Raw genomic sequence first — 18,670 nt, 5'->3', positions numbered from 1 at the left:
GGGTGCCGGTGGTGGTCTCAACGACACGGCCCTGTCCTGACTGGAATGCGGTCAAAGGTGGGAGCTGGCTTGCCTGCGATAGCGGTGTGTCAGCCAACACACCTGACACTGAACGACCGCCATCGCAGGCAAGCCAGCTCCCACATTTGATCATCATCGCCTTGTAGACTGGCTTATAGTCACTTTCATTATGTTCAAGGAGAGTCCCATGCGTGTTGCTTCCCGTGTCATCGGCGGTGTTCTGGCCGTCACCCTGCTGAGCCAGTTGACGGCGTGCGGCTCGATTTTCTACCCCGACCGCCGTGGCCAGATCGATGGCAAGATCGACCCGGCAATTGCCGTGCTCGATGCGGTCGGCCTGCTGTTCTACGTGATCCCGGGCCTGATCGCCTTCGGTGTCGACTTCGCCACCGGCGCGATTTACTTCGAGCCTGGCAAGACCGCCCAGGTGGCCCCGGAAAAACTCCAGCAAGCCATCGGCGCCGACGGCAAGGTCGACAACGCCAAGCTGCAAACCATCATTCAGAAAGAAACCGGCCATAACCTGCCGCTGGACGACCCACGCATGATCCAGTTCAAGGGCAGCGTGCAACAGCTCGCCACCCTGGGCCTGCGACCTGCCGCTTAAGGACTGACTGACCCCATGACCACCAGTCCCGAACACGCCCGGCTGTTGCGCCTGGCCACCCGCGCTTCTGTCGGCGTGGCCTGTGTGCTGATTGTGACCAAGGCCATCGCCTGGTGGCTCAGCGGCTCGGTGAGCATGCTCGCCGGGCTGACCGACTCGCTGCTCGACGGCATCACCTCGCTGCTCAACTTGCTGGCAGTGCACTACGCGTTGCGCCCGGCCGATGACGATCACCGTTATGGCCACGGCAAAGCGGAGTCCCTGGCGGGTATGGCGCAGGCACTGTTTATCGCCGGCAGTGCGGTGTTGATCGCCTTCCAGGCGTTCCAGCGCCTGCAGCATCCGGAACCTGTGGGCGCGCCGTGGCTGAGCATCGGCGTGATCATTCTGTCCCTGGCGCTGACCGCGGCGCTGCTGATCCTGCAACACCGGGTGATCCGCGAAACCGGCTCCAACGCCATCCGCGCCGACTCGCTGCACTACCGCTCAGACATGATGCTTAACGGCAGTATCCTGGTGGCGCTGGTGATGGCGGCATTCGGTTTTCACCAGGTGGACGCCTGGTTCGGCCTGGGCATCGCGGCCTACATCTTGTGGAGCGCCATCCAGATCGCCCGGGAAAGTTTTTCGGTGTTGATGGACGAGGAACTGCCGCCGGATGTCAGCCAGCACATGCTGGAGCTGGCGTGCAGCGTGCCCGGCGTACTGGGTGCCCATGACTTGCGCACGCGGATTTCCGGCAACCACTGGTTTGTGCAGTTGCACCTGGAGTTACCGGGGGAATTGAGTCTGTCCGTGGCGCACGGCATCAGCGACCAGGCCGCCGATGCCATCCACAAAGCCTACCCGCGAGCCGAGGTGCTGGTGCACGCCGACCCGCAGGAAGTGGTCAAGGGCGAGAAGCCCTAGTACTGCACCTGATACCCGCGACTGCTCAGGCAGTTGCCCTGGGCCTGGCGGTAGGTTTGCACCACGGCCGGGTCTGGCGCGTAGGTGACGGTTCTCGGGTCAAAACCACTTTGTTGCACGGCCCAGCGATAGCAGTCGTAACCATCTTGCTGGACTTGCGCCGGTGACTGGCCGTTGGCCGGGTAAGCCACCACGTCATACCCATTGCCCTGGGGCACTGGCTGCGGCGCTGGCGCGGCAGGCGGAGGCTCGACCACCACGTACTGCTGAGTGCTTTCTTCGTAGGTGTAATAGGCTCCGGCGGCGAGGAAAAACAGCGCACTGCCTACCCATACTTCCCGCGCGTAGTCCGGCAGGTATTGCACGCGGATCCCGTAAGGTGGCGCCACTACGACATAACGCGGGCCTTGTGGGCGATACCAGTAGCCACCCGAGAAGAAGTAGTCCTGGCCACGGTACGGCACGCGGTAATTGCGGTCGGGGAAGCGGTCGACGATATAACCCGGACGGTATTGCGGGCCGGGCCCCCAGCCATTGCCGTGCCCGTCGGGGCGACCTGGCCAGCGGTGATCGTTGGGATGGTTATTGCCACCGCCATTGAAGCCGGGCCGGCCGGGGCCACCCTGGCCACCATTGCCGGCCTGCCAATGCTGATTGCCATCGTTGCGACGCGGAATGTCCTGATAGTTGCCGGGACGTGGTTCCTGGGTCTGGCGCACGGTATCCGGGCGCCCCTGAATCGGCAGGTTATTCGCCGGCTGAGGTGCCGGGTGCGGGGGTTGCTGCTGGTTGCCTTGCGGGCGACCTTGCCACTGGCCACCCCCATTAGGCCGCTCAAAATGCTCATTCTGCGGCCGTGGCTGATTATTTTCGAAATGCGGGTTCTGCGGACGCGGCTGATTGTTCTCGGGACGAGGGGCTTCGGGACGCGGTTGATTATTTTGCGGTCGAGGCTGGTTGTTCTGCGGCCGAGGCTGATTATTGCCTGGATGCCCTTCCGGGCCTTTTTCATGCTGGCCACCGCCTTCAGGGCGTGGCTGTTCGTCGGCCATCACTTGCGCACCAACGGTGACCATCAGCAAACCAACACCTGCCAAACGCCAGATGCGCTTCATGCTATTCCTCACTGCGGATTAGGGCCTACACGTAAGACTGGAAAACCGGGGCCCGGTTCTGCGACAGGTTATCAGTCACGAGAACTATTTTCGCAGGCAATAAAAAGGGGCGACCCGTCGGTCGCCCCTTGAGAACTTCGTCCTGGCTCAACGCTTTTGACGTTGGCTCACCTCACGCCGTCTTGTGGACAGTGTGCAGCCCGGGGGCCGGGGCAACCCTGTGGGGTTGGCGGCCGCAGCCGGCGGTATGAGCGGGCTGCAGTGGACTGTATGTCCGGGCGGTGATTCTGTTGATAACTTTACGCGCCAAGCCCGAGCAGATGATTGCGAAGATTGCGTCAATAAACAGTGCTTGCGCAATTTTTAACCCTGGATAGATAATTCGCCGCAATAGTTACGACAAAGGCCAGCCCCATGAGCAAACTTGACCGATACGACCTGAGTATTTTGGCGGAATTGCAGCGCGACGCGAGGATCTCCAACCAGGAGTTGGCCGAGCGGATCGGCCTGTCGCCTTCGCCGTGCTCACGCCGGGTCAAGCAATTGGAAGACGACGGCTACATTGCCCGCCAGGTCGCCTTGCTCGACCGCAAGATGCTTGGCCTGAGTCTCACGGCCTACGTACTGATCGGCATGGACCGACACACACCCGAGCGTTTCGAGAACTTCGAAGCCGCCATCCGCACCTTGCCGCAAGTGCTGGAGTGCAGCCTCGTGACCGGGATGGACGCCGACTATCAACTGAAGGTGGTGGTGCCAGACATGGATCACTACCAGAAACTGCTGCTGGGGCACCTGACCCGCATCGAAGGCGTCACCAGCGTGCGCTCGAGCTTTGTGCTGAACCAGGTGCTCAACAGCACCGAGTTGCCGCTGACCCACTTGCGTACCTAAGACCAGCGCGGAACAAATGTGGGAGCGGGCTTGCTCGCGAATGCGGTGTGCCAGGCGCCGAATGTGCTGACTGATCCACCGCATTCGCGAGCAAGCCCGCTCCCACATTTCGACTGTGTTTCAGCAGAGTGATAAGTCTGCGGCAGACCGACGCAGGTCAATGATGAGCTGATGATGCTGGCGTATACTTCCCGCCCTGTCCTAGCCGGAAACCACCCAATGAACTCGATTGATCCCGCCGTGTTTGAAGAATGGATGATGACCGGCCTGGTCAGCATCCTGATCATTTTCATGGGCTTTATCGTCTGGGACCTGGCGAAGAAATCCAAGGCCGGGCGCTTTGGCTCGATGATCCTGTTCTTCGTGCTGGGCCTGGGCGTCGCCGCGTTCATCATCAAGAGCGTGGTCATCGGCCTGATCGAGTCCGGCGCCTTATAAGCGCGCCGGCACTTCCTTCCATTGGCCTTGATCCAGGCCGTCGATCGACCAGTCACCAATGCGCACCCGCACCAGACGCAACGTCGGCAAACCAACCGCGGCCGTCATGCGCCGCACCTGGCGGTTACGCCCTTCCCGAATCACCAACTCCAGCCAATAGGTGGGCACGCTTTTGCGAAACCGCACCGGCGGGTTGCGCGGCCACAGTTGCGGCTCGTCCAGTTGTCGGGCTTCGGCGGGCAGGGTCATGCCGTCGTTGAGTTCCACGCCGTCGCGCAGGCGTTGCAGCTGTTCCTCGGTCGGCTCACCTTCCACCTGCACCCAGTAGGTTTTCGCCAGCTTGTGCTTGGGGTCCGCGATGCGCGCCTGCAACTGCCCGTCATTGGTCAGCAGCAACAGGCCTTCACTGTCACGGTCCAGGCGTCCGGCCGGGTAAATACCGGGGATGTCGATGAAATCCTTGAGGGTCGCGCGCCCGCCTTCGTCGCTGAACTGGGTCAGCACATCGAAGGGTTTATTGAACAGGACCAACTTGGGCTCAGCCGGTGGCGCCTTGGCGACACGACGCGGGGCTGACGAAGTTTGCGGACTTTTCACACCAGGGCGGCGGGAAACGGGACGGGCAGGACGGGACATGGCAAAGGAACATCTAACGGTCAGGACCGACAATGCTAGTGGCCTGACCGTTAAATAACCATCCCAACCGTTTAGCGGAACGGCGGCTCGTCGAAGCTGCGCAGTTTGCGCGAGTGCAACGAATTGAGTTCGGTGCGCAACAGATCCACCGCCTCGATGCCGATCTTCAAGTGCTGGCTGACCGCACGCTCATAGAACGCGTTGGCCGAACCCGGCAGCTTGATCTCGCTGTGCAGCGGTTTGTCCGACACACACAGCAACGTGCCGTACGGCACCCGCAGGCGGTAGCCCTGGGCGGCGATGGTGCCGCTTTCCATGTCCACGGCCACGGCGCGGGACAAGTTGATCAGCGGACGCTCCTGGGCCCAACGCAGCTCCCAGTTGCGGTCGTCGTAGGTCAACACGGTGCCGGTGCGCAGGCGCTTTTTCAGCTCCTCGCCCTTCTCGCCGGTGACGTTGGCTGCCGCTTGCTGCAAGGCCATCTGCACTTCGGCCAGGGCCGGGATCGGGATGTTCGGCGGCACCACCCGGTCGAGAATCCCGTCGCGACGCATGTAGGCGTGAGCCAGCACGTAGTCGCCGATGGTCTGGGATTGGCGCAAGCCGCCGCAGTGACCAATCATCAGCCAGCAATGCGGACGCAGTACCGCCAGGTGATCGGTGATGTTCTTGGCGTTGGACGGGCCGACGCCGATGTTCACCAGAGTGACACCGTGGCCATCGCTGGCCTGCAAATGGTAGGCCGGCATCTGGTAGCGGTGCCAGACCACGCCCGCGGCGATGGCAGACGCTTCGCCGTGGTCCATGCTCTTGTCGATGATCACGTTGCCCGGCAGCACCATGCGGATAAAGCGTGGGTCGCTGCGCAACTGCTCCAGGCCATGCACGATGAACTGGTCAACGTAGCGGTGGTAGTTGGTCAGCAAAATCCACGGCTGCACATGGCGCCAGTCGCTGCCGGTGTAATGCACCAGGCGGCGCAGGGAGAAATCGACACGGGCGGCATCGAACAGCGCCAATGGCAGCGGATCGGTGTTTTCCCAGTCGTAGAGACCGTCGGCAATGCCATCGGTGGCGGCGGACAGGTCGGTGCTCGGAAACACCCGCGCCAGCGTGGCGGCGGTCACGCCGGAGCCGGCGAGCTCGTCGCCCTGCTCCACCACGTACGGGTAAGGAATGTTCTGTTGGCTGACGCCCACTTCCACCGTCACGGTGAAGTCGTGCATCAACGGCACCAATTGCTCCAGCAGGTATTTGCGGAAGGCTGACGGATGGGTGACGGTGACGCTGTAGGTCCCCGGCAACTGGACCTTGGCATACGCTCGGGTGGTCTGTGGGACTTCGCCCTGCACCAGGTAGGTCAGGCGAAGTTCCGGGTAGCGAAACATCGCACGTTGTTCGGCGTCGGGTTCGACGCGGTCTTTGAGGTAGCGCTTGAGGGCTTGATTGAGCGCGCCAGTGGCACGCTCATGGAGAGCCGCCAGCCGATCCACGGCTTCTTCGGCGGTTTGAACGACAACAAAAGCTTCGGTCACGGTAAGCATCCTGTGTTCTGACTTGCAGGCCTTCATCTTGCCTGTATCCCTGGCGCACTGGAACACCGGAATTGGAATGCGATCAATAATGTGGGAGCGGGCTTGCTCGCGAAAGCGGTAGGTCAGTCAGCACATGTATTGTGCTGATCCACCGCCTTCGCGAGCAAGCCCGCTCCCACATTTTGACCGTGTTTGTTCAGGAAAAAGGAGGTGTCGAGCGCGCGACAATCGCTTCCACATTCACACCGCGCGGCAAGGTGCCATAGACCCGGCCAGACGACTCACCCAGTCGGCTGGCGATAAAACCATCACTCACACTGGCATTACCCGCCTCCAGCAACAACTTGGCCTGCAACGCCACGGCAATGTCCTCGGTCAGTTGTCGGGCACGGTACTGGATGTCCTGGGTGTCCATAAAGGCCGACTTCAACTGCTCGATGTGCCGCGCCAGGTGCTTGTGACCATGACCATCCCCCAGCTCGACAAACAGCGCCTCCAGCACGCCCGGTTCTTTCGACAAGGCCCGCAGCACATCCAGGCACTGCACATTGCCGGAACCTTCCCACGTGGAGTTGACCGGTGCCTCACGGTATAGGCGCGGCAGGATGCTGTCCTCCACATACCCGGCCCCGCCCATGCACTCGGCGGCTTCGTTGATCATCGCCGGGGCGCGTTTGCAGATCCAATACTTGCCCACCGCCGTTACCAGACGGGCGAATTTGGCTTCCTGTTCGTTATCCAGATGGTCCAGCGCGCGGCCCATGCGCATGCTCAAGGCCAGGGACGCTTCGCTTTCCAGGGCCAGGTCGGCCAGTACGTTTTGCATCAGTGGTTGCTCGCTGAGCACCCGGCCGCCCACCAGACGGTGGGCACAATGATGGCTGGCCTGGGTCAGCGCCTGGCGCATCAAGGCGCTGGAGCCGACCATGCAATCGAAACGGGTCATGGCCACCATTTCGATAATGGTCGGTACGCCGCGCCCTTCTTCGCCGATCATCCAGGCCAGCGCCCCGCGAAACTCCACTTCACTGGAAGCGTTGGAGCAGTTGCCGAGCTTGTTTTTCAGGCGCTGGATGTAGAACTCGTTGCGGGTGTCATCCGGGCGGTGCCGGGGCAACAGGAAACAGGTCAGGCCCTTGTCGGTCTGGGCCAGGGTCAGGAAGCCATCGCACATCGGCGCCGAGCAGAACCACTTGTGCCCCACCAACTCATACGCCTGGCCGGGGCCACCGGCGCCTACCGGGTAAGCGCGGGTGGTGTTGGCGCGCACGTCGGTGCCGCCTTGTTTCTCGGTCATGGCCATGCCAATGGTGGCGCCGGCCTTGTGGGCGATGCCGACGTTGCGCGGGTCGTATTTGGTGGCGAGGATTTTCGGCAGCCAGGTTTCAGCCAGGTCCGGCTGCAAGCGCAGGGCCGGGACGCAGGCGAAGGTCATGGTCAGCGGGCAGCCGGTGCCGGCTTCGGCCTGGCTGTGCAGGTAAGTCATGGACGCGCGGGCCACATGGGCGCCGGATTGTGGGTGGGCCCACGGCAACGACGGCAGGCCATGCTCGACGGCGGTGCGCATCAGCTCGTGGTAGGCCGGATGAAATTCCACCAGGTCGATACGATGACCAAAACGGTCATGGCTGTTGAACACCGGCTTGTTCTGGTTGGCCAGGAAACCGGCCTCCATCAGCGGCCCGCCTGCCAAGGCACCGTAGGTATCGATACGCTGCTCGGCCCAGCCGGCCCCAAAGCGCCGGGACCATTCTTGCAGGGGGAGATCGATACGGTACAGGTTGGTGCCGTCCAGGGACGGTGGCTGGTTGGTGACGTCGTGGGTTTCGGCGAACTGGTGCAGGTTCATGACGGGCCTCCTGAAAAAAGGCCACGTTCATTGAGGCCTGAATTTCAGTTAAGCACCGTCAACCGGGTTAAAAAAGTGGCATAAGCGCCTAAGTGGCGGCGCTTTCACCCTCGACCATATGCAACAACCGCAGTTGCAATACTAGCTGCAAGGCCTCGAAGCGTACTGGCTTGGCCACTCGATCAGTGACACCCACACCATGACAGCCCTCACGCTCCGGAGCTTGCAATGAAGTGCTCAAGGCGATCACCGGCAGCTCGCCACAGCCAGGCAATGCACGGATCTGGCAACACAGCGAGAACCCGCCCTCCGGCACATCCAGCAGCACCGCATCGAAGGATTCACTCTGCAACAGCGCCAGGGCGGCCGGTCCGTTGTCGACGGTTTTCACGCGGTAACCGAGCTTGAGCAACATGCCGCGCACCACCAATTGCGCCACGCTGTTGTCGTCCACCAGCAACACCGTGCACTCCTGAGGCGTACGTTGCGCCTGCGGCACTCGTCGTACGGGCTCAGGATGCACCGGGCTGACGGCCAGCTCCAGCTGGAAGCGACTGCCGCGTCGCGGCTCGGAATTATGCGTAAGGCGACCTCCGAGCAACTCGATCAATTGCCGGCAGATCGCCAGGCCAATACCCATGCCGCCGTATCGGCGAGTGGTCGAGCCATCGAGCTGGAAGAAGCGCTGATAGAGGGTCGCTTCATCGAGGTAGGCGAAACCGATGCCGGTGTCGGTGACAATAAAGGTCAGGCGCAGGGTTCCGTCCGCCTGGGGCACGCCAACCACCCGCACACGTACCGAACCCTCGTGGGTGAACTTGAAGGCATTGTCCAACAGGCAATCCAGGCATTGCGCCAACTTGCCGGCGTCACCGTTGATGCGGTCCGGCAGGTCCTCCGCCAGATCAATGGAGAACTCCAGGCCCTTGCTCTGGGCGCTGGCGGCAAACTGCTGACGCAAGGTGTCGAGCAACCCGCGCAGGCTGAACACCTGGGGTTGCGGGCTAAGGCGCCCGGCCTGCAATTCGGTGAGGGTGAGGATGCCGTTGACCATGCGCATCATCTCGCGCGCCGCACCAGCGGCGGTTTGATGGTACTGCGCAAGGTCACCCGGCAGCGGCTCGGTCTGCATCAACTCCAGGGAGCCGATCACGCCGTTCATCGGAGTGCGCAATTCGTGGGTCAAGGTGGCGAGGAATTCGTCCTTGAGCTGGTTGCTGCGAGCCAGTTGCGTGTTGAGCACTTCGAGCTTCTGGCTGGCATCAAACAGGATTTGCGCCTGTTGCTCGCGCATCGAATTGATCCGGTCGGCCAGGGCCAGGGACAGCAAGGCCACTTCGAGTGCCGAGCCGATCTGGCTGGCGTACATCGTGAGAAACACATTGGGCAGGTAGCCCAGGACCATCATGGTATTGACCACACCGCCCAACAGGAACGCGGTCCAGGCGATGATGAAATAGCGCGCCATCCGCTGGCCGCAATACCAGGCCTTGATGGCTGCCACAAAGATGGTCACGGTGAACACCAGCGCCAACCCGGTGGCCAGGCGCAACGCCAGCGCATAGCTGGTGAACAGCGCCAGCACCATCACTCCCGCGCCGCAGACGGCCAGCGCCACCAGCAGCCGGTTGATCCAGCGGCTGTAAAGCGCGGTGTGCAGGAAGCTGCGGGCAAACAGGCTGCCGAACAGCGCCGCCGAACCGATCAGGAACGGCACCGCCGCATTCGCCCACCATGGGTTGTTGGGCCAGAAGTACTGCACGGCCACGCCGTTGACCGACAGCTGATACAGGCCGAACGAGGCGATATAAAGGATGTAATAGAGATAGCTGGTGTCGCGCACGCTCAGGTAGATGAACAGGTTGTAGATCAGCATGCCAAGCAACACGCCGTAGATCACACCCAGCACATAGAGGCGCAATGGCTGTTCTTCGAGGTACGCGGTGGTCGACCAGAGGGTCAGCGGCGCCTGGATCGAGCCCTGGCTTTGCAGGCGCAGGTATAGGGTTTCTCGTTGGTCCGGCGCAAAGTCGAGCTTGAACAGGTAGTTGCTCTGACGAATTTCGCGGCTGGAAAACGGCAGGATGCTGCCGGTGCGCGACACCAGTCGATAGTTGCCGACGCTGTCGGGCTGGTACAGCTCCAGTTGGTTCAGCGGCGGATAGGCCAGTTCCAGCAGCCAGTTGCGCGAGGCATCCGGGTTTTTGGGACGGTAATGAAGGTCGATCTTGAGCCAGAACACCGAGCGTGAATAGCCGGCATTCAGGGTGGCTTTGTCATGGGGTTTGAAGCGGCTGGCCAGGATCGGGGAGCTGATATCGCCAATCGTCAGGGCACCCGTTGGGTCTTCAAGGACTTGCATCACTTGGCCCAGGGGCAGGCGGGAGGTGGACTCGTTGAACTCGACTGCGCCGGCCAGCATCGGCAGCCCGCTCAACAGTAACATCAGCAAATAGCGCATAGAGCCCCAGCGTGACCTGTCCGGTTATGTCAAAAGCCTCCATTCCTTTTGAGTAGACGTATACCGGCGATACAGTTATTGGTTTTAATCCACTCTAGCATAGCCATTACAGGCCAAAAGACACCATTGAAATAATTTTTTGAAAGGCTCTAGAGCGGGCATTACAGAGCATTTGACCTGCTTTCTACGATGATAGCAAACAGCCATTTCAGCCTATTCATCCGTTAAAAATTCAACCATCGCCCGACAGCCACCCAAAAAGCGTTTGGTGGTAAGCTCGCGCACCATGAATATCTACAGCTCTCGCCCCGTTGTCCTCTGTCTCTCCGGCCATGATCCCAGTGGTGGCGCCGGCTTGCAGGCAGATATCGAAGCCCTGCTCGCCCAGGGTTGCCATGCGGCCCCGGCCGTCACCGCGTTGACCGTGCAGAACACCGTCAACGTCAGCGATTTCCGCGTGCTGGACCGCGAGTGGGTGCTGGCCCAGGCCAACGCCGTGCTCGGCGATTCCGAAGTGGCGGCCGTGAAACTGGGCATGCTCGGTTCCCTGGAAATGGTCGACACTGTGGTCGAACTGCTCAAGGCGCACCCGCATCTGCCGGTGGTCTGCGACCCGGTGCTGCGCGCCGGTGGCGGCGGCAGCCTGGGCAAGGACGAGGTTGGCTACGCCATGCGCGAGCGGCTGTTGCCGCTGTCGCTGATTGCCACGCCGAACCTGCCCGAAGCCCGCATCCTCGCCGAACTGCCCGAAGGCTCGGCGGACGAGTGCGCCGCGAAACTGCTGCCTTTCATCAAGCACCTGCTGATCACCGGCGGCCATGGCGACGAGCACGAAGTGCACAACCGTCTCTACAGCCGCGACGGCACGCACCAGACCTTTACCTGCCAGCGCCTGCCCGGCAGCTATCACGGTTCCGGCTGCACCCTGGCCAGCGCATTGGCCGGTCGACTGGCGCAAGGCGAAGGTTTGGTCAGCGCGGTGCAATCGGCCCTCAACTACACTTGGCGCACCCTGCGTGACGCTGAACAACTCGGCCGGGGGCAATTCGTGCCTCGTCGTCTGCCGTTGGATTTCTGCTCGTAACACCAAGAGGCCTGCCCGATGAAACTACGTGGCCTTTATGCCATTACCGACAGCCAACTGTTGGCCGGCAAGTTCCTGGCCTACGTCGAAGCGGCGTTGGACGGTGGCGTGACCCTGCTGCAATACCGCGATAAAAGCAGCGACGAAGCGCGCCGCCTGCGGGAAGCCGAAAAACTGCGGGAACTGTGCTCGCGCTACAAGACGCAACTGATCATCAACGATGACGCCGAACTGGCCGCGCGCCTCGGCGTCGGCGTGCACCTGGGCCAGACCGACGGCCCGCTGACCCCGGCCCGCGCGCTGCTGGGCTCCAAGGCGATCATCGGCTCCACCTGCCACAGCCAGATCGAACTGGCTGAGCAGGCTGCCAAGGAGGGCGCCAGTTACGTCGCCTTCGGCCGTTTCTTCAACTCCAACACCAAGCCCGGCGCGCCGGCTGCCACCGTTGAACTGCTGGCCCAGGCTCGCGCGCGGTTGCACCTGCCGATCTGCGTGATCGGCGGCATCACCCTGGAAAACGCCGAGCCATTGGTAGCCCACGGTGCCGACCTGCTGGCGGTAGTCCACGGCCTGTTTGGTGCCGACAGCACCCAGGAAGTCACACGCCGCGCCCGCGCCTTCAACGAATTGCTCAAGCCTCAATAATCGATTTCAGAGAGCCCGATCATGTCCCGTTCCGAAACCCTGTTTGCCAATGCCCAGAAACACATCCCCGGCGGTGTGAACTCCCCCGTGCGAGCGTTCAAGAGCGTTGGCGGCACCCCGCTGTTCTTCAAACACGCCGAAGGCGCCTACGTCACCGACGAAGATGACAAGCGCTACGTCGACTACGTGGGTTCGTGGGGCCCGATGATCCTCGGCCACAGCCATCCCGACGTGCTGGACGCGGTGCGCCAGCAGCTGCAACACGGCTTGTCCTATGGCGCACCGACCGCCATGGAAACCGAGATGGCCGACCTGGTCTGTTCCATCGTGCCGTCCATGGAGATGGTGCGGATGGTCAGCTCCGGCACCGAAGCCACCATGAGTGCGATTCGCCTGGCCCGTGGGTTTACCGGTCGCGACAGCATCATCAAGTTCGAAGGCTGCTACCACGGCCACTCCGACAGCCTGCTGGTCAAGGCCGGCTCCGGCGCGCTGACCCAAGGCGTACCGAGCTCCGCCGGTGTACCGGCCGCGTTTGCCAAACACACCCTGACCCTGCCGTTCAACGACATCGCTGCCGTCGAGCAGATGCTCAGCGAAGTCGGCCAGGAAGTGGCGTGCATCATCGTCGAGCCGGTGGCCGGCAACATGAACTGCGTGCCGCCGGCGCCGGGTTTCCTGGAAGGCCTGCGGGAACAGTGCGACAAGCATGGCGTCGTGCTGATTTTTGATGAAGTGATGACCGGTTTCCGCGTTGCCCTCGGCGGCGCCCAGGCTTACTACGGCGTCACGCCGGACCTGAGCACCTTCGGCAAGATCATCGGTGGCGGCATGCCGGTGGGCTGCTTCGGCGGCAAGCGCGAAATCATGCAACACATCGCGCCGCTGGGCCCGGTGTACCAGGCAGGCACTCTGTCGGGCAACCCGTTGGCCATGGCCGCCGGCCTGACCACCCTGCGCCTGATCAGCCGCCCGGGCTTCCACGCCGAGCTGACCGACTACACCACTCGCCTGTTGGACGGCCTGCAACAGCGCGCCGATGCCGCCGGTATTCCATTCGTGACCACCCAGGCGGGCGGCATGTTCGGCCTGTACTTCAGCGGCGCTGACGACATCGTCACCTTCGACGACGTGATGGGCAGCGATGCCGACCTGTTCAAGCGCTTCTTCCACCTGATGCTGGAAGGTGGTGTGTATCTGGCGCCGAGCGCCTTTGAAGCCGGCTTCACCTCGATCGCCCATGGTGATGCCGAGCTGAAACTGACCCTCGATGCCGCCGAGCGCGCCTTCGCCGCCTTGAAATAAGCGGCGCAAAAATCCGACGTCGCCCCTGGCGGCGTCAGATTTGCTACTTTGCTTACAGGCATTTCCGTCTTTTTTCGAGAATTCACCTGCAATCCGGCAGATAACTTGCCCACGCAGCAGAAAAACGAGTAAAGACTTTGTAAGCAGGTGCCTGCTTATTTCATAATGCGCGCTTATTGGATCCCCCCGTGGGTCCCGCGCCCCGTCAGAGGTAAGTCGATTCCCATGAAACGCACCGGCCGCACCCTGGTTCTGGGCTGCCTGTTGCTCCTTCAGCCGCTGCTGGCGTTTGCCCAGGCAGGCGGCAACTCGTTGTTAATCCCAGCGATGGGTCGTTGCACCCTCAATACCCAGCCAGAAAGCCAGGCCGAAGCCTTGAGCGCGTGCCAGAAACAGGCCGACGGTGGGGATGCGCAGGCGCAATACGAGTTGGGCGAGTACTTCTACGACAGTAAAAACCCCGCACGCGACCTCAACAAGGCCTTGAGCTACTTCGAGAAAGCCTCGTTGCAGGGCCACGCCCAGGCGCAATTCCAGCTGGGCACCATGTTTTTCCACGGCGAAGGCGTACCGGCCAATAACGTTCAGGCGTATATCGTGCTGAAAATGGCGGCGGTCAACGGCGCCGAAGATGCACTGGACACGGCCGATGAAGTGGCCGAGCACATGCAGCGGGACGAACTGGAAGTGGCGACTCAGGTACTGGGACAGATTTTCCGCAACTACCTGCAGGAACTGCAGAGCGCAGATGGCAGCTCGCCATTTTCGCCACTGCCGGATCCTTCACGCTGATTGATTGCTCCCATCCCCCGCATGGGAAGGTTCAGCGCTCTTACTTCTCAGGCATCGGCATCGGAAACGGCATGACATTGCTCATGCCACGGGCTTCGCTGATTTTCGGCGTGCCCAGGCGCTCGACTTCATCGATGCGCACGATCGAATGCATCGGCACAAAACTGCGCACCACGCCTTCGAACTGGGCCTTGAGTTTTTCCTCGCCCGGATCGACAACCAGCTGTGTGCGCTCGCCAAAGACGAACTCTTCCACTTCCAGGAAGCCCCACAGATCACTTTGATAGATCTGCTTGGCGTACATTTCGAACACCTGGCCCTGGTTAAGGAAAATCACCTTGTAGATTGGAGCTTCACGTTTGGTCATGGTGGGCGGGTAACACATCGGGGGATATAAAAGAGGGCGCGAACTATAGCATGGCGTCCGATGCACAGTGCTAGGAACCTATCGGCATGCCCCCTATAATGCGCGGTTCTTTACCACCAGTTGACGATCCCCATGGCCAAGAAGCTTTACATCGAAACCCACGGTTGCCAGATGAACGAGTACGACAGCTCGCGCATGGTCGATCTGCTGGGTGAACATCAGGCCCTGGAAGTCACCGCCCGCGCTGAAGACGCCGACGTGATCCTGCTCAATACCTGCTCGATCCGCGAGCGAGCCCAGGACCGGGTCTACTCGCAGTTGGGCCGCTGGCGCGAACTGAAACTGGCCAACCCGGACATGGTGATCGCCGTCGGCGGTTGCGTGGCCAGCCAGGAAGGCGCCGCCATTCGCGACCGCGCACCGTACGTCGACGTGGTGTTCGGCCCGCAAACCCTACACCGCCTGCCGGAAATGATCGACGCCGCGCGCATCACCAAGCTGCCGCAAGTCGACGTCTCGTTCCCGGAAATCGAAAAGTTCGACCATTTGCCCGAGCCGCGTATCGACGGCCCGAGCGCTTATGTGTCGGTGATGGAAGGCTGCAGCAAGTACTGCACCTTCTGCGTGGTGCCCTACACCCGCGGTGAAGAAGTCAGCCGCCCGTTCGACGACGTACTGGCAGAGATCATTCACCTGGCCGAGAACGGCGTGCGTGAAGTGACCCTGCTGGGGCAGAACGTCAACGGCTATCGCGGCCAGACCCATGACGGGCGCCTGGCGGACCTCGCGGAGTTGATCCGCGTAGTCGCCGCCGTCGATGGGATCGAGCGGATTCGCTACACCACCTCGCACCCGCTGGAATTCTCCGACAGCCTGATCCAGGCCCACGCCGAAGTGCCGGAACTGGTCAAACACCTGCACTTGCCAGTGCAATCTGGCTCGGACCGCATCCTCTCGGCGATGAAGCGCAACCACACCGCCCTGGAATACAAATCCAAACTGCGAAAATTGCGTGCGGCGGTGCCGGGGATCTGCATCAGCTCGGACTTTATCGTCGGCTTCCCGGGGGAAACCGAGAAAGACTTCCAGCAGACCATGAAGCTGATCGAAGACGTTGGTTTCGACTTCTCCTACTCCTTCGTCTACAGCCAGCGCCCGGGCACTCCGGCGGCGGATTTGGTGGACGAGACTCCGGAAGCGGAGAAGAAGGAGCGCTTGAACGCGCTGCAGCATCGCCTCAACCAGCAAGGCTTCGAGATCAGCCGACAGATGGTGGGCTCGACCCAGCGTATCCTGGTGACCGACTACTCGAAAAAAGACCCTGGCGAATTGCAGGGCCGGACCGAGAACAACCGGATCGTCAACTTCCGTTGCGATAATCCGACACTGATCGGGCAGTTCGCCGACGTGCACATTGACGCGGCACAACCGCACTCGCTGCGCGGCTCGCTGGTGTAACAATAATTCGGCCACCGGGAACCCATGTGGGAGCGGGCTTGCTCGCGAAGGCAGTGTGTCAGGCAACGAATAGGCTGACTGAACCACCGCATTCGCGAGCAAGCCCGCTCCCACATTAGAACGGTGCCAGCTTCGGGATATATAAGTGCTTTCGCACACCGCCTGCTGGCGTTATCCTTGATTTCATCTTAATTGCCCCAGGGCGGCTAAAAACGACCTTGAACGCACCCATAGAACCACATCGTTTCCTCCTCGAGCCCTTTGAGGCTCGCCGTTTCGCCAATCTGTGCGGACAGTTCGACGAGCACCTGCGCCTGATCGAACAACGCCTGAGCATCGAGATCCGCAACCGCGGGAATCAATTCGAGCTTATTGGTGAACCCCAACACACCACCTCGGCAGAAAACCTTCTGCGCCGCCTCTACCGGGAAACCAAAGGTAGCGAGCTGTCGCCGGAAACGGTGCACCTGTACCTGCAGGAATCCGCCGTGGAAGACCTGGCGAATAACCCGGTAGCCGAAGCCAGCGTCGCGTTGCGCACCAAGAAAGGCATGATTCGCCCTCGCGGCTTGAATCAGCAGCGCTACGTCAAAGAGATTCTGGGTAACGACATCAACTTCGGCATCGGCCCTGCCGGTACCGGCAAGACCTACCTGGCCGTGGCCTGTGCGGTCGACGCCCTCGAGCGTGAGCAGGTGCGACGCATCCTGCTGGTGCGCCCGGCGGTGGAAGCCGGCGAAAAACTGGGCTTTTTGCCCGGCGACCTGGCCCAGAAGATCGACCCGTACCTGCGCCCGCTCTACGACGCGCTCTACGAGATGCTCGGCTTCGAATACGTGGCCAAGCTGATCGAGCGCCAGGTGATCGAGATCGCCCCGCTGGCCTACATGCGCGGCCGGACGCTGAACAACAGCTTCATCATCCTCGACGAAAGCCAGAACACCACCGTCGAGCAAATGAAAATGTTCCTGACCCGGATCGGCTTCGGCTCAACGGCCGTGATCACCGGCGACGTCACCCAGGTCGACCTGCCCAAAGGCACCAAGTCGGGCCTGGCCCAGGTGATCGACGTGCTCAAGGACGTGCCGGGGATCAGCTTCACCCACTTCATGCCCAAGGACGTGGTACGTCACCCGCTGGTGCAGCGCATTGTCGAAGCCTACGAGCGCTTCGAACACCGCGATGACCAACCGGCCAAGGACACTCGCCGCGATGCTTGAGCTTGACCTGCAGCTGGCCACCGAAGCGCCCGCCCCCAGCGAAGAACAGTTCCGCCAATGGTGCGCCCTGGCCCTGCGCCAGCGCACCGCCGACTCGGAACTGACCATTCGCCTGGTGGACGAGCCCGAAGGCCGTGAACTGAATCACACCTGGCGACAAAAAGACTACGCGACCAACGTGCTGTCCTTTCCCGCTGACGTCCCCGACGAGTTGCTGGATATCCCATTGCTGGGCGACCTGGTGATCTGCGTCGAAGTGGTCGAGCGTGAAGCGAAGGAACAGGGCAAGGAACTTGAGGCCCATTGGGCCCATCTAGTCATCCACGGCTGCTTGCATCTCTTGGGTTACGACCATATAGACGATGACGAAGCCGAAGAAATGGAAGCACTGGAACGAACGTTGCTTGCAGAACTGGGTCATCGCGACCCATATGCAGATGACGAAATAGAAACTACACCTAACTGACACAACAAAGGATTTAGAGTAATCGCTATGAGCGAAGACCGATCGAGCAACGGGCAAAAGTCATGGCTGGGGAAACTCACCCAGGCCTTTGCCCACGAGCCGAAAAACCGCCAGGAGCTGCTGGAGCTGCTGCGCGAGGCACATCAGAACAAGTTGCTGGACAGCGAAGCGCTGGCCATCGTCGAAGGCGCCATCCAGGTCGCTGACTTGCAAGTGCGGGACATCATGGTTCCGCGCTCGCAGATGGTCAGCATCAAGGCGACCCAGACCCCACGGGAATTCCTCCCGGCCGTTATCGATTCGGCGCACTCGCGCTACCCGGTGATCGGCGAAAGCCATGACGACGTCATGGGTGTCCTGTTGGCCAAGGACCTGCTGCCGCTGATCCTCAAGGAGAACGGCGACAGCTTCAACATCAAGGACCTGCTGCGTCCTGCCACCTTCGTCCCCGAATCCAAGCGCCTGAATGTGCTGCTGCGCGAATTTCGTGCGAACCACAATCACATGGCCATCGTGATCGACGAATACGGCGGTGTGGCCGGCCTCGTGACCATCGAAGACGTGCTGGAACAGATCGTCGGCGACATCGAAGACGAACACGATGTGGAAGAAGACAGCTACATCAAGCCGCTGCCCAGCGGTGATTTCCTGGTCAAGGCCCTGACGCCGATCGAGAACTTCAACGAGTTCTTCGACAGCGAATTCTCCGACGATGAGTTCGATACCGTTGGCGGCCTGGTGATGAGTGCGTTCGGGCATCTGCCAAAACGTAACGAGACCACCGAGATCGGTGCTTACCGCTTCCGCATCCTGAATGCTGATAGCCGCAGGATCCATCTGATTCGCCTGACACCTATTGCCCGCTAAG

At 61.4% G+C, this 18,670-nt stretch carries 18 protein-coding genes; 12 read left to right on the top strand and 6 right to left on the bottom strand.

Translation table 11 applies throughout. The features are described 5' to 3' along the window. The first annotated feature begins 208 nt into the window (after positions 1 to 208). Both BLU46_RS20210 and BLU46_RS20205 read left to right on the top strand, forming a co-directional pair. Complete coding sequence (locus BLU46_RS20210) at positions 209 to 628, top strand: polyribonucleotide nucleotidyltransferase (protein ID WP_093204793.1); 420 nt, start codon at positions 209 to 211, stop codon at positions 626 to 628. Positions 629 to 643: 15 nt separating this feature from the next. Beyond that, positions 644 to 1,537, top strand: coding sequence for a cation diffusion facilitator family transporter (locus tag BLU46_RS20205; RefSeq protein WP_063026935.1), 894 nt, complete (start codon positions 644 to 646; stop codon positions 1,535 to 1,537). Here the strand turns inward: BLU46_RS20205 and BLU46_RS20200 are convergent. Further along, the gene (locus BLU46_RS20200) at positions 1,534 to 2,652 is read right to left on the bottom strand and encodes a DUF6515 family protein (protein ID WP_093204786.1); all 1,119 of its coding nucleotides are present in this window, start codon (positions 2,650 to 2,652) and stop codon (positions 1,534 to 1,536) included. The genes BLU46_RS20205 and BLU46_RS20200 overlap by 4 nt on opposite strands. Positions 2,653 to 3,066: 414 nt before the next feature. Between BLU46_RS20200 and BLU46_RS20195 the strand changes: the two genes are divergently transcribed. Continuing rightward, complete coding sequence (locus BLU46_RS20195; RefSeq protein WP_003194418.1) at positions 3,067 to 3,546, top strand: Lrp/AsnC family transcriptional regulator; 480 nt, start codon at positions 3,067 to 3,069, stop codon at positions 3,544 to 3,546. Positions 3,547 to 3,774: 228 nt separating this feature from the next. Next, positions 3,775 to 3,984 (top strand): DUF2788 domain-containing protein, encoded by a 210-nt coding sequence (locus BLU46_RS20190; RefSeq protein WP_026077819.1) that lies wholly within the window; start codon positions 3,775 to 3,777, stop codon positions 3,982 to 3,984. On the opposite strand, the gene BLU46_RS20185 is transcribed toward BLU46_RS20190, so the two are convergent. The 4 genes from BLU46_RS20185 to BLU46_RS20170 form a co-directional block, all read right to left on the bottom strand. After that, complete coding sequence (locus BLU46_RS20185) at positions 3,979 to 4,620, bottom strand: pseudouridine synthase (protein WP_093204780.1); 642 nt, start codon at positions 4,618 to 4,620, stop codon at positions 3,979 to 3,981. The two genes, BLU46_RS20190 and BLU46_RS20185, sit on opposite strands and share 6 nt — an antisense overlap. A 71-nt stretch (positions 4,621 to 4,691) precedes the next feature. Continuing rightward, positions 4,692 to 6,191 carry an AMP nucleosidase gene (amn, locus tag BLU46_RS20180; protein WP_172834544.1) on the bottom strand — a complete coding sequence of 500 codons (1,500 nt, stop codon included), beginning with the start codon at positions 6,189 to 6,191 and terminating at the stop codon, positions 4,692 to 4,694. 160 nt (positions 6,192 to 6,351) lie between these two features. Next, positions 6,352 to 8,004 (bottom strand): acyl-CoA dehydrogenase family protein, encoded by a 1,653-nt coding sequence (locus BLU46_RS20175; protein WP_093204775.1) that lies wholly within the window; start codon positions 8,002 to 8,004, stop codon positions 6,352 to 6,354. A gap of 88 nt (positions 8,005 to 8,092) precedes the next feature. After that, on the bottom strand, positions 8,093 to 10,465 hold the full coding sequence (locus BLU46_RS20170; protein WP_093204772.1) for a hybrid sensor histidine kinase/response regulator: 2,373 nt from the start codon (positions 10,463 to 10,465) through the stop codon (positions 8,093 to 8,095). A gap of 286 nt (positions 10,466 to 10,751) precedes the next feature. Between BLU46_RS20170 and BLU46_RS20165 the strand changes: the two genes are divergently transcribed. The 4 genes from BLU46_RS20165 to BLU46_RS20150 all read left to right on the top strand — a co-directional run bounded on the left by BLU46_RS20165 (position 10,752) and on the right by BLU46_RS20150 (position 14,291). Continuing rightward, a complete protein-coding gene (locus tag BLU46_RS20165) occupies positions 10,752 to 11,549 on the top strand; it encodes a hydroxymethylpyrimidine/phosphomethylpyrimidine kinase (RefSeq protein WP_063026925.1) in 798 nt (265 codons plus the stop codon). A gap of 18 nt (positions 11,550 to 11,567) precedes the next feature. After that, entirely contained in the window at positions 11,568 to 12,194 is a 627-nt protein-coding gene (gene thiE / locus BLU46_RS20160; protein WP_017476236.1) for a thiamine phosphate synthase, read from the top strand. A 21-nt stretch (positions 12,195 to 12,215) separates the two neighbouring features. Beyond that, positions 12,216 to 13,499 (top strand): glutamate-1-semialdehyde 2,1-aminomutase, encoded by a 1,284-nt coding sequence (hemL, locus tag BLU46_RS20155; protein ID WP_063026923.1) that lies wholly within the window; start codon positions 12,216 to 12,218, stop codon positions 13,497 to 13,499. 225 nt (positions 13,500 to 13,724) lie between these two features. After that, positions 13,725 to 14,291, top strand: a complete 567-nt coding sequence (locus tag BLU46_RS20150; RefSeq protein ID WP_063026921.1) for a tetratricopeptide repeat protein — start codon at positions 13,725 to 13,727, stop codon at positions 14,289 to 14,291. A 40-nt stretch (positions 14,292 to 14,331) separates the two neighbouring features. Here BLU46_RS20150 and BLU46_RS20145 read toward each other — a convergent pair whose 3' ends face one another. After that, positions 14,332 to 14,658, bottom strand: a complete 327-nt coding sequence (locus BLU46_RS20145; RefSeq protein WP_003215457.1) for a DUF1820 family protein — start codon at positions 14,656 to 14,658, stop codon at positions 14,332 to 14,334. Positions 14,659 to 14,790: 132 nt separating this feature from the next. Here BLU46_RS20145 and miaB point away from each other — a divergent pair, with 132 nt between their 5' ends. The 4 genes from miaB (at position 14,791) to BLU46_RS20125 (ending at position 18,669) form a co-directional block, all read left to right on the top strand. Then, complete coding sequence (gene miaB, locus BLU46_RS20140; RefSeq protein WP_093204768.1) at positions 14,791 to 16,116, top strand: tRNA (N6-isopentenyl adenosine(37)-C2)-methylthiotransferase MiaB; 1,326 nt, start codon at positions 14,791 to 14,793, stop codon at positions 16,114 to 16,116. Between the two features lie 218 nt (positions 16,117 to 16,334). Beyond that, the gene (locus tag BLU46_RS20135; RefSeq protein ID WP_003215453.1) at positions 16,335 to 17,336 is read left to right on the top strand and encodes a PhoH family protein; all 1,002 of its coding nucleotides are present in this window, start codon (positions 16,335 to 16,337) and stop codon (positions 17,334 to 17,336) included. Further along, positions 17,329 to 17,802 carry an rRNA maturation RNase YbeY gene (gene ybeY, locus BLU46_RS20130; RefSeq protein ID WP_017476241.1) on the top strand — a complete coding sequence of 158 codons (474 nt, stop codon included), beginning with the start codon at positions 17,329 to 17,331 and terminating at the stop codon, positions 17,800 to 17,802. The genes BLU46_RS20135 and ybeY overlap by 8 nt, the downstream gene beginning before the upstream one ends. A gap of 27 nt (positions 17,803 to 17,829) precedes the next feature. Then, on the top strand, positions 17,830 to 18,669 hold the full coding sequence (locus BLU46_RS20125; protein ID WP_003215451.1) for an HlyC/CorC family transporter: 840 nt from the start codon (positions 17,830 to 17,832) through the stop codon (positions 18,667 to 18,669). The last annotated feature ends 1 nt before the right edge of the window (position 18,670 follow it).

The organism is Pseudomonas yamanorum (assembly GCF_900105735.1).
Taxonomy (GTDB): Bacteria; Pseudomonadota; Gammaproteobacteria; order Pseudomonadales; family Pseudomonadaceae; genus Aquipseudomonas; species Aquipseudomonas yamanorum.
The sequence above is the reverse complement of the archived record's forward strand: the minus strand, read 5'-3'. Positions and strand labels throughout refer to the sequence as shown.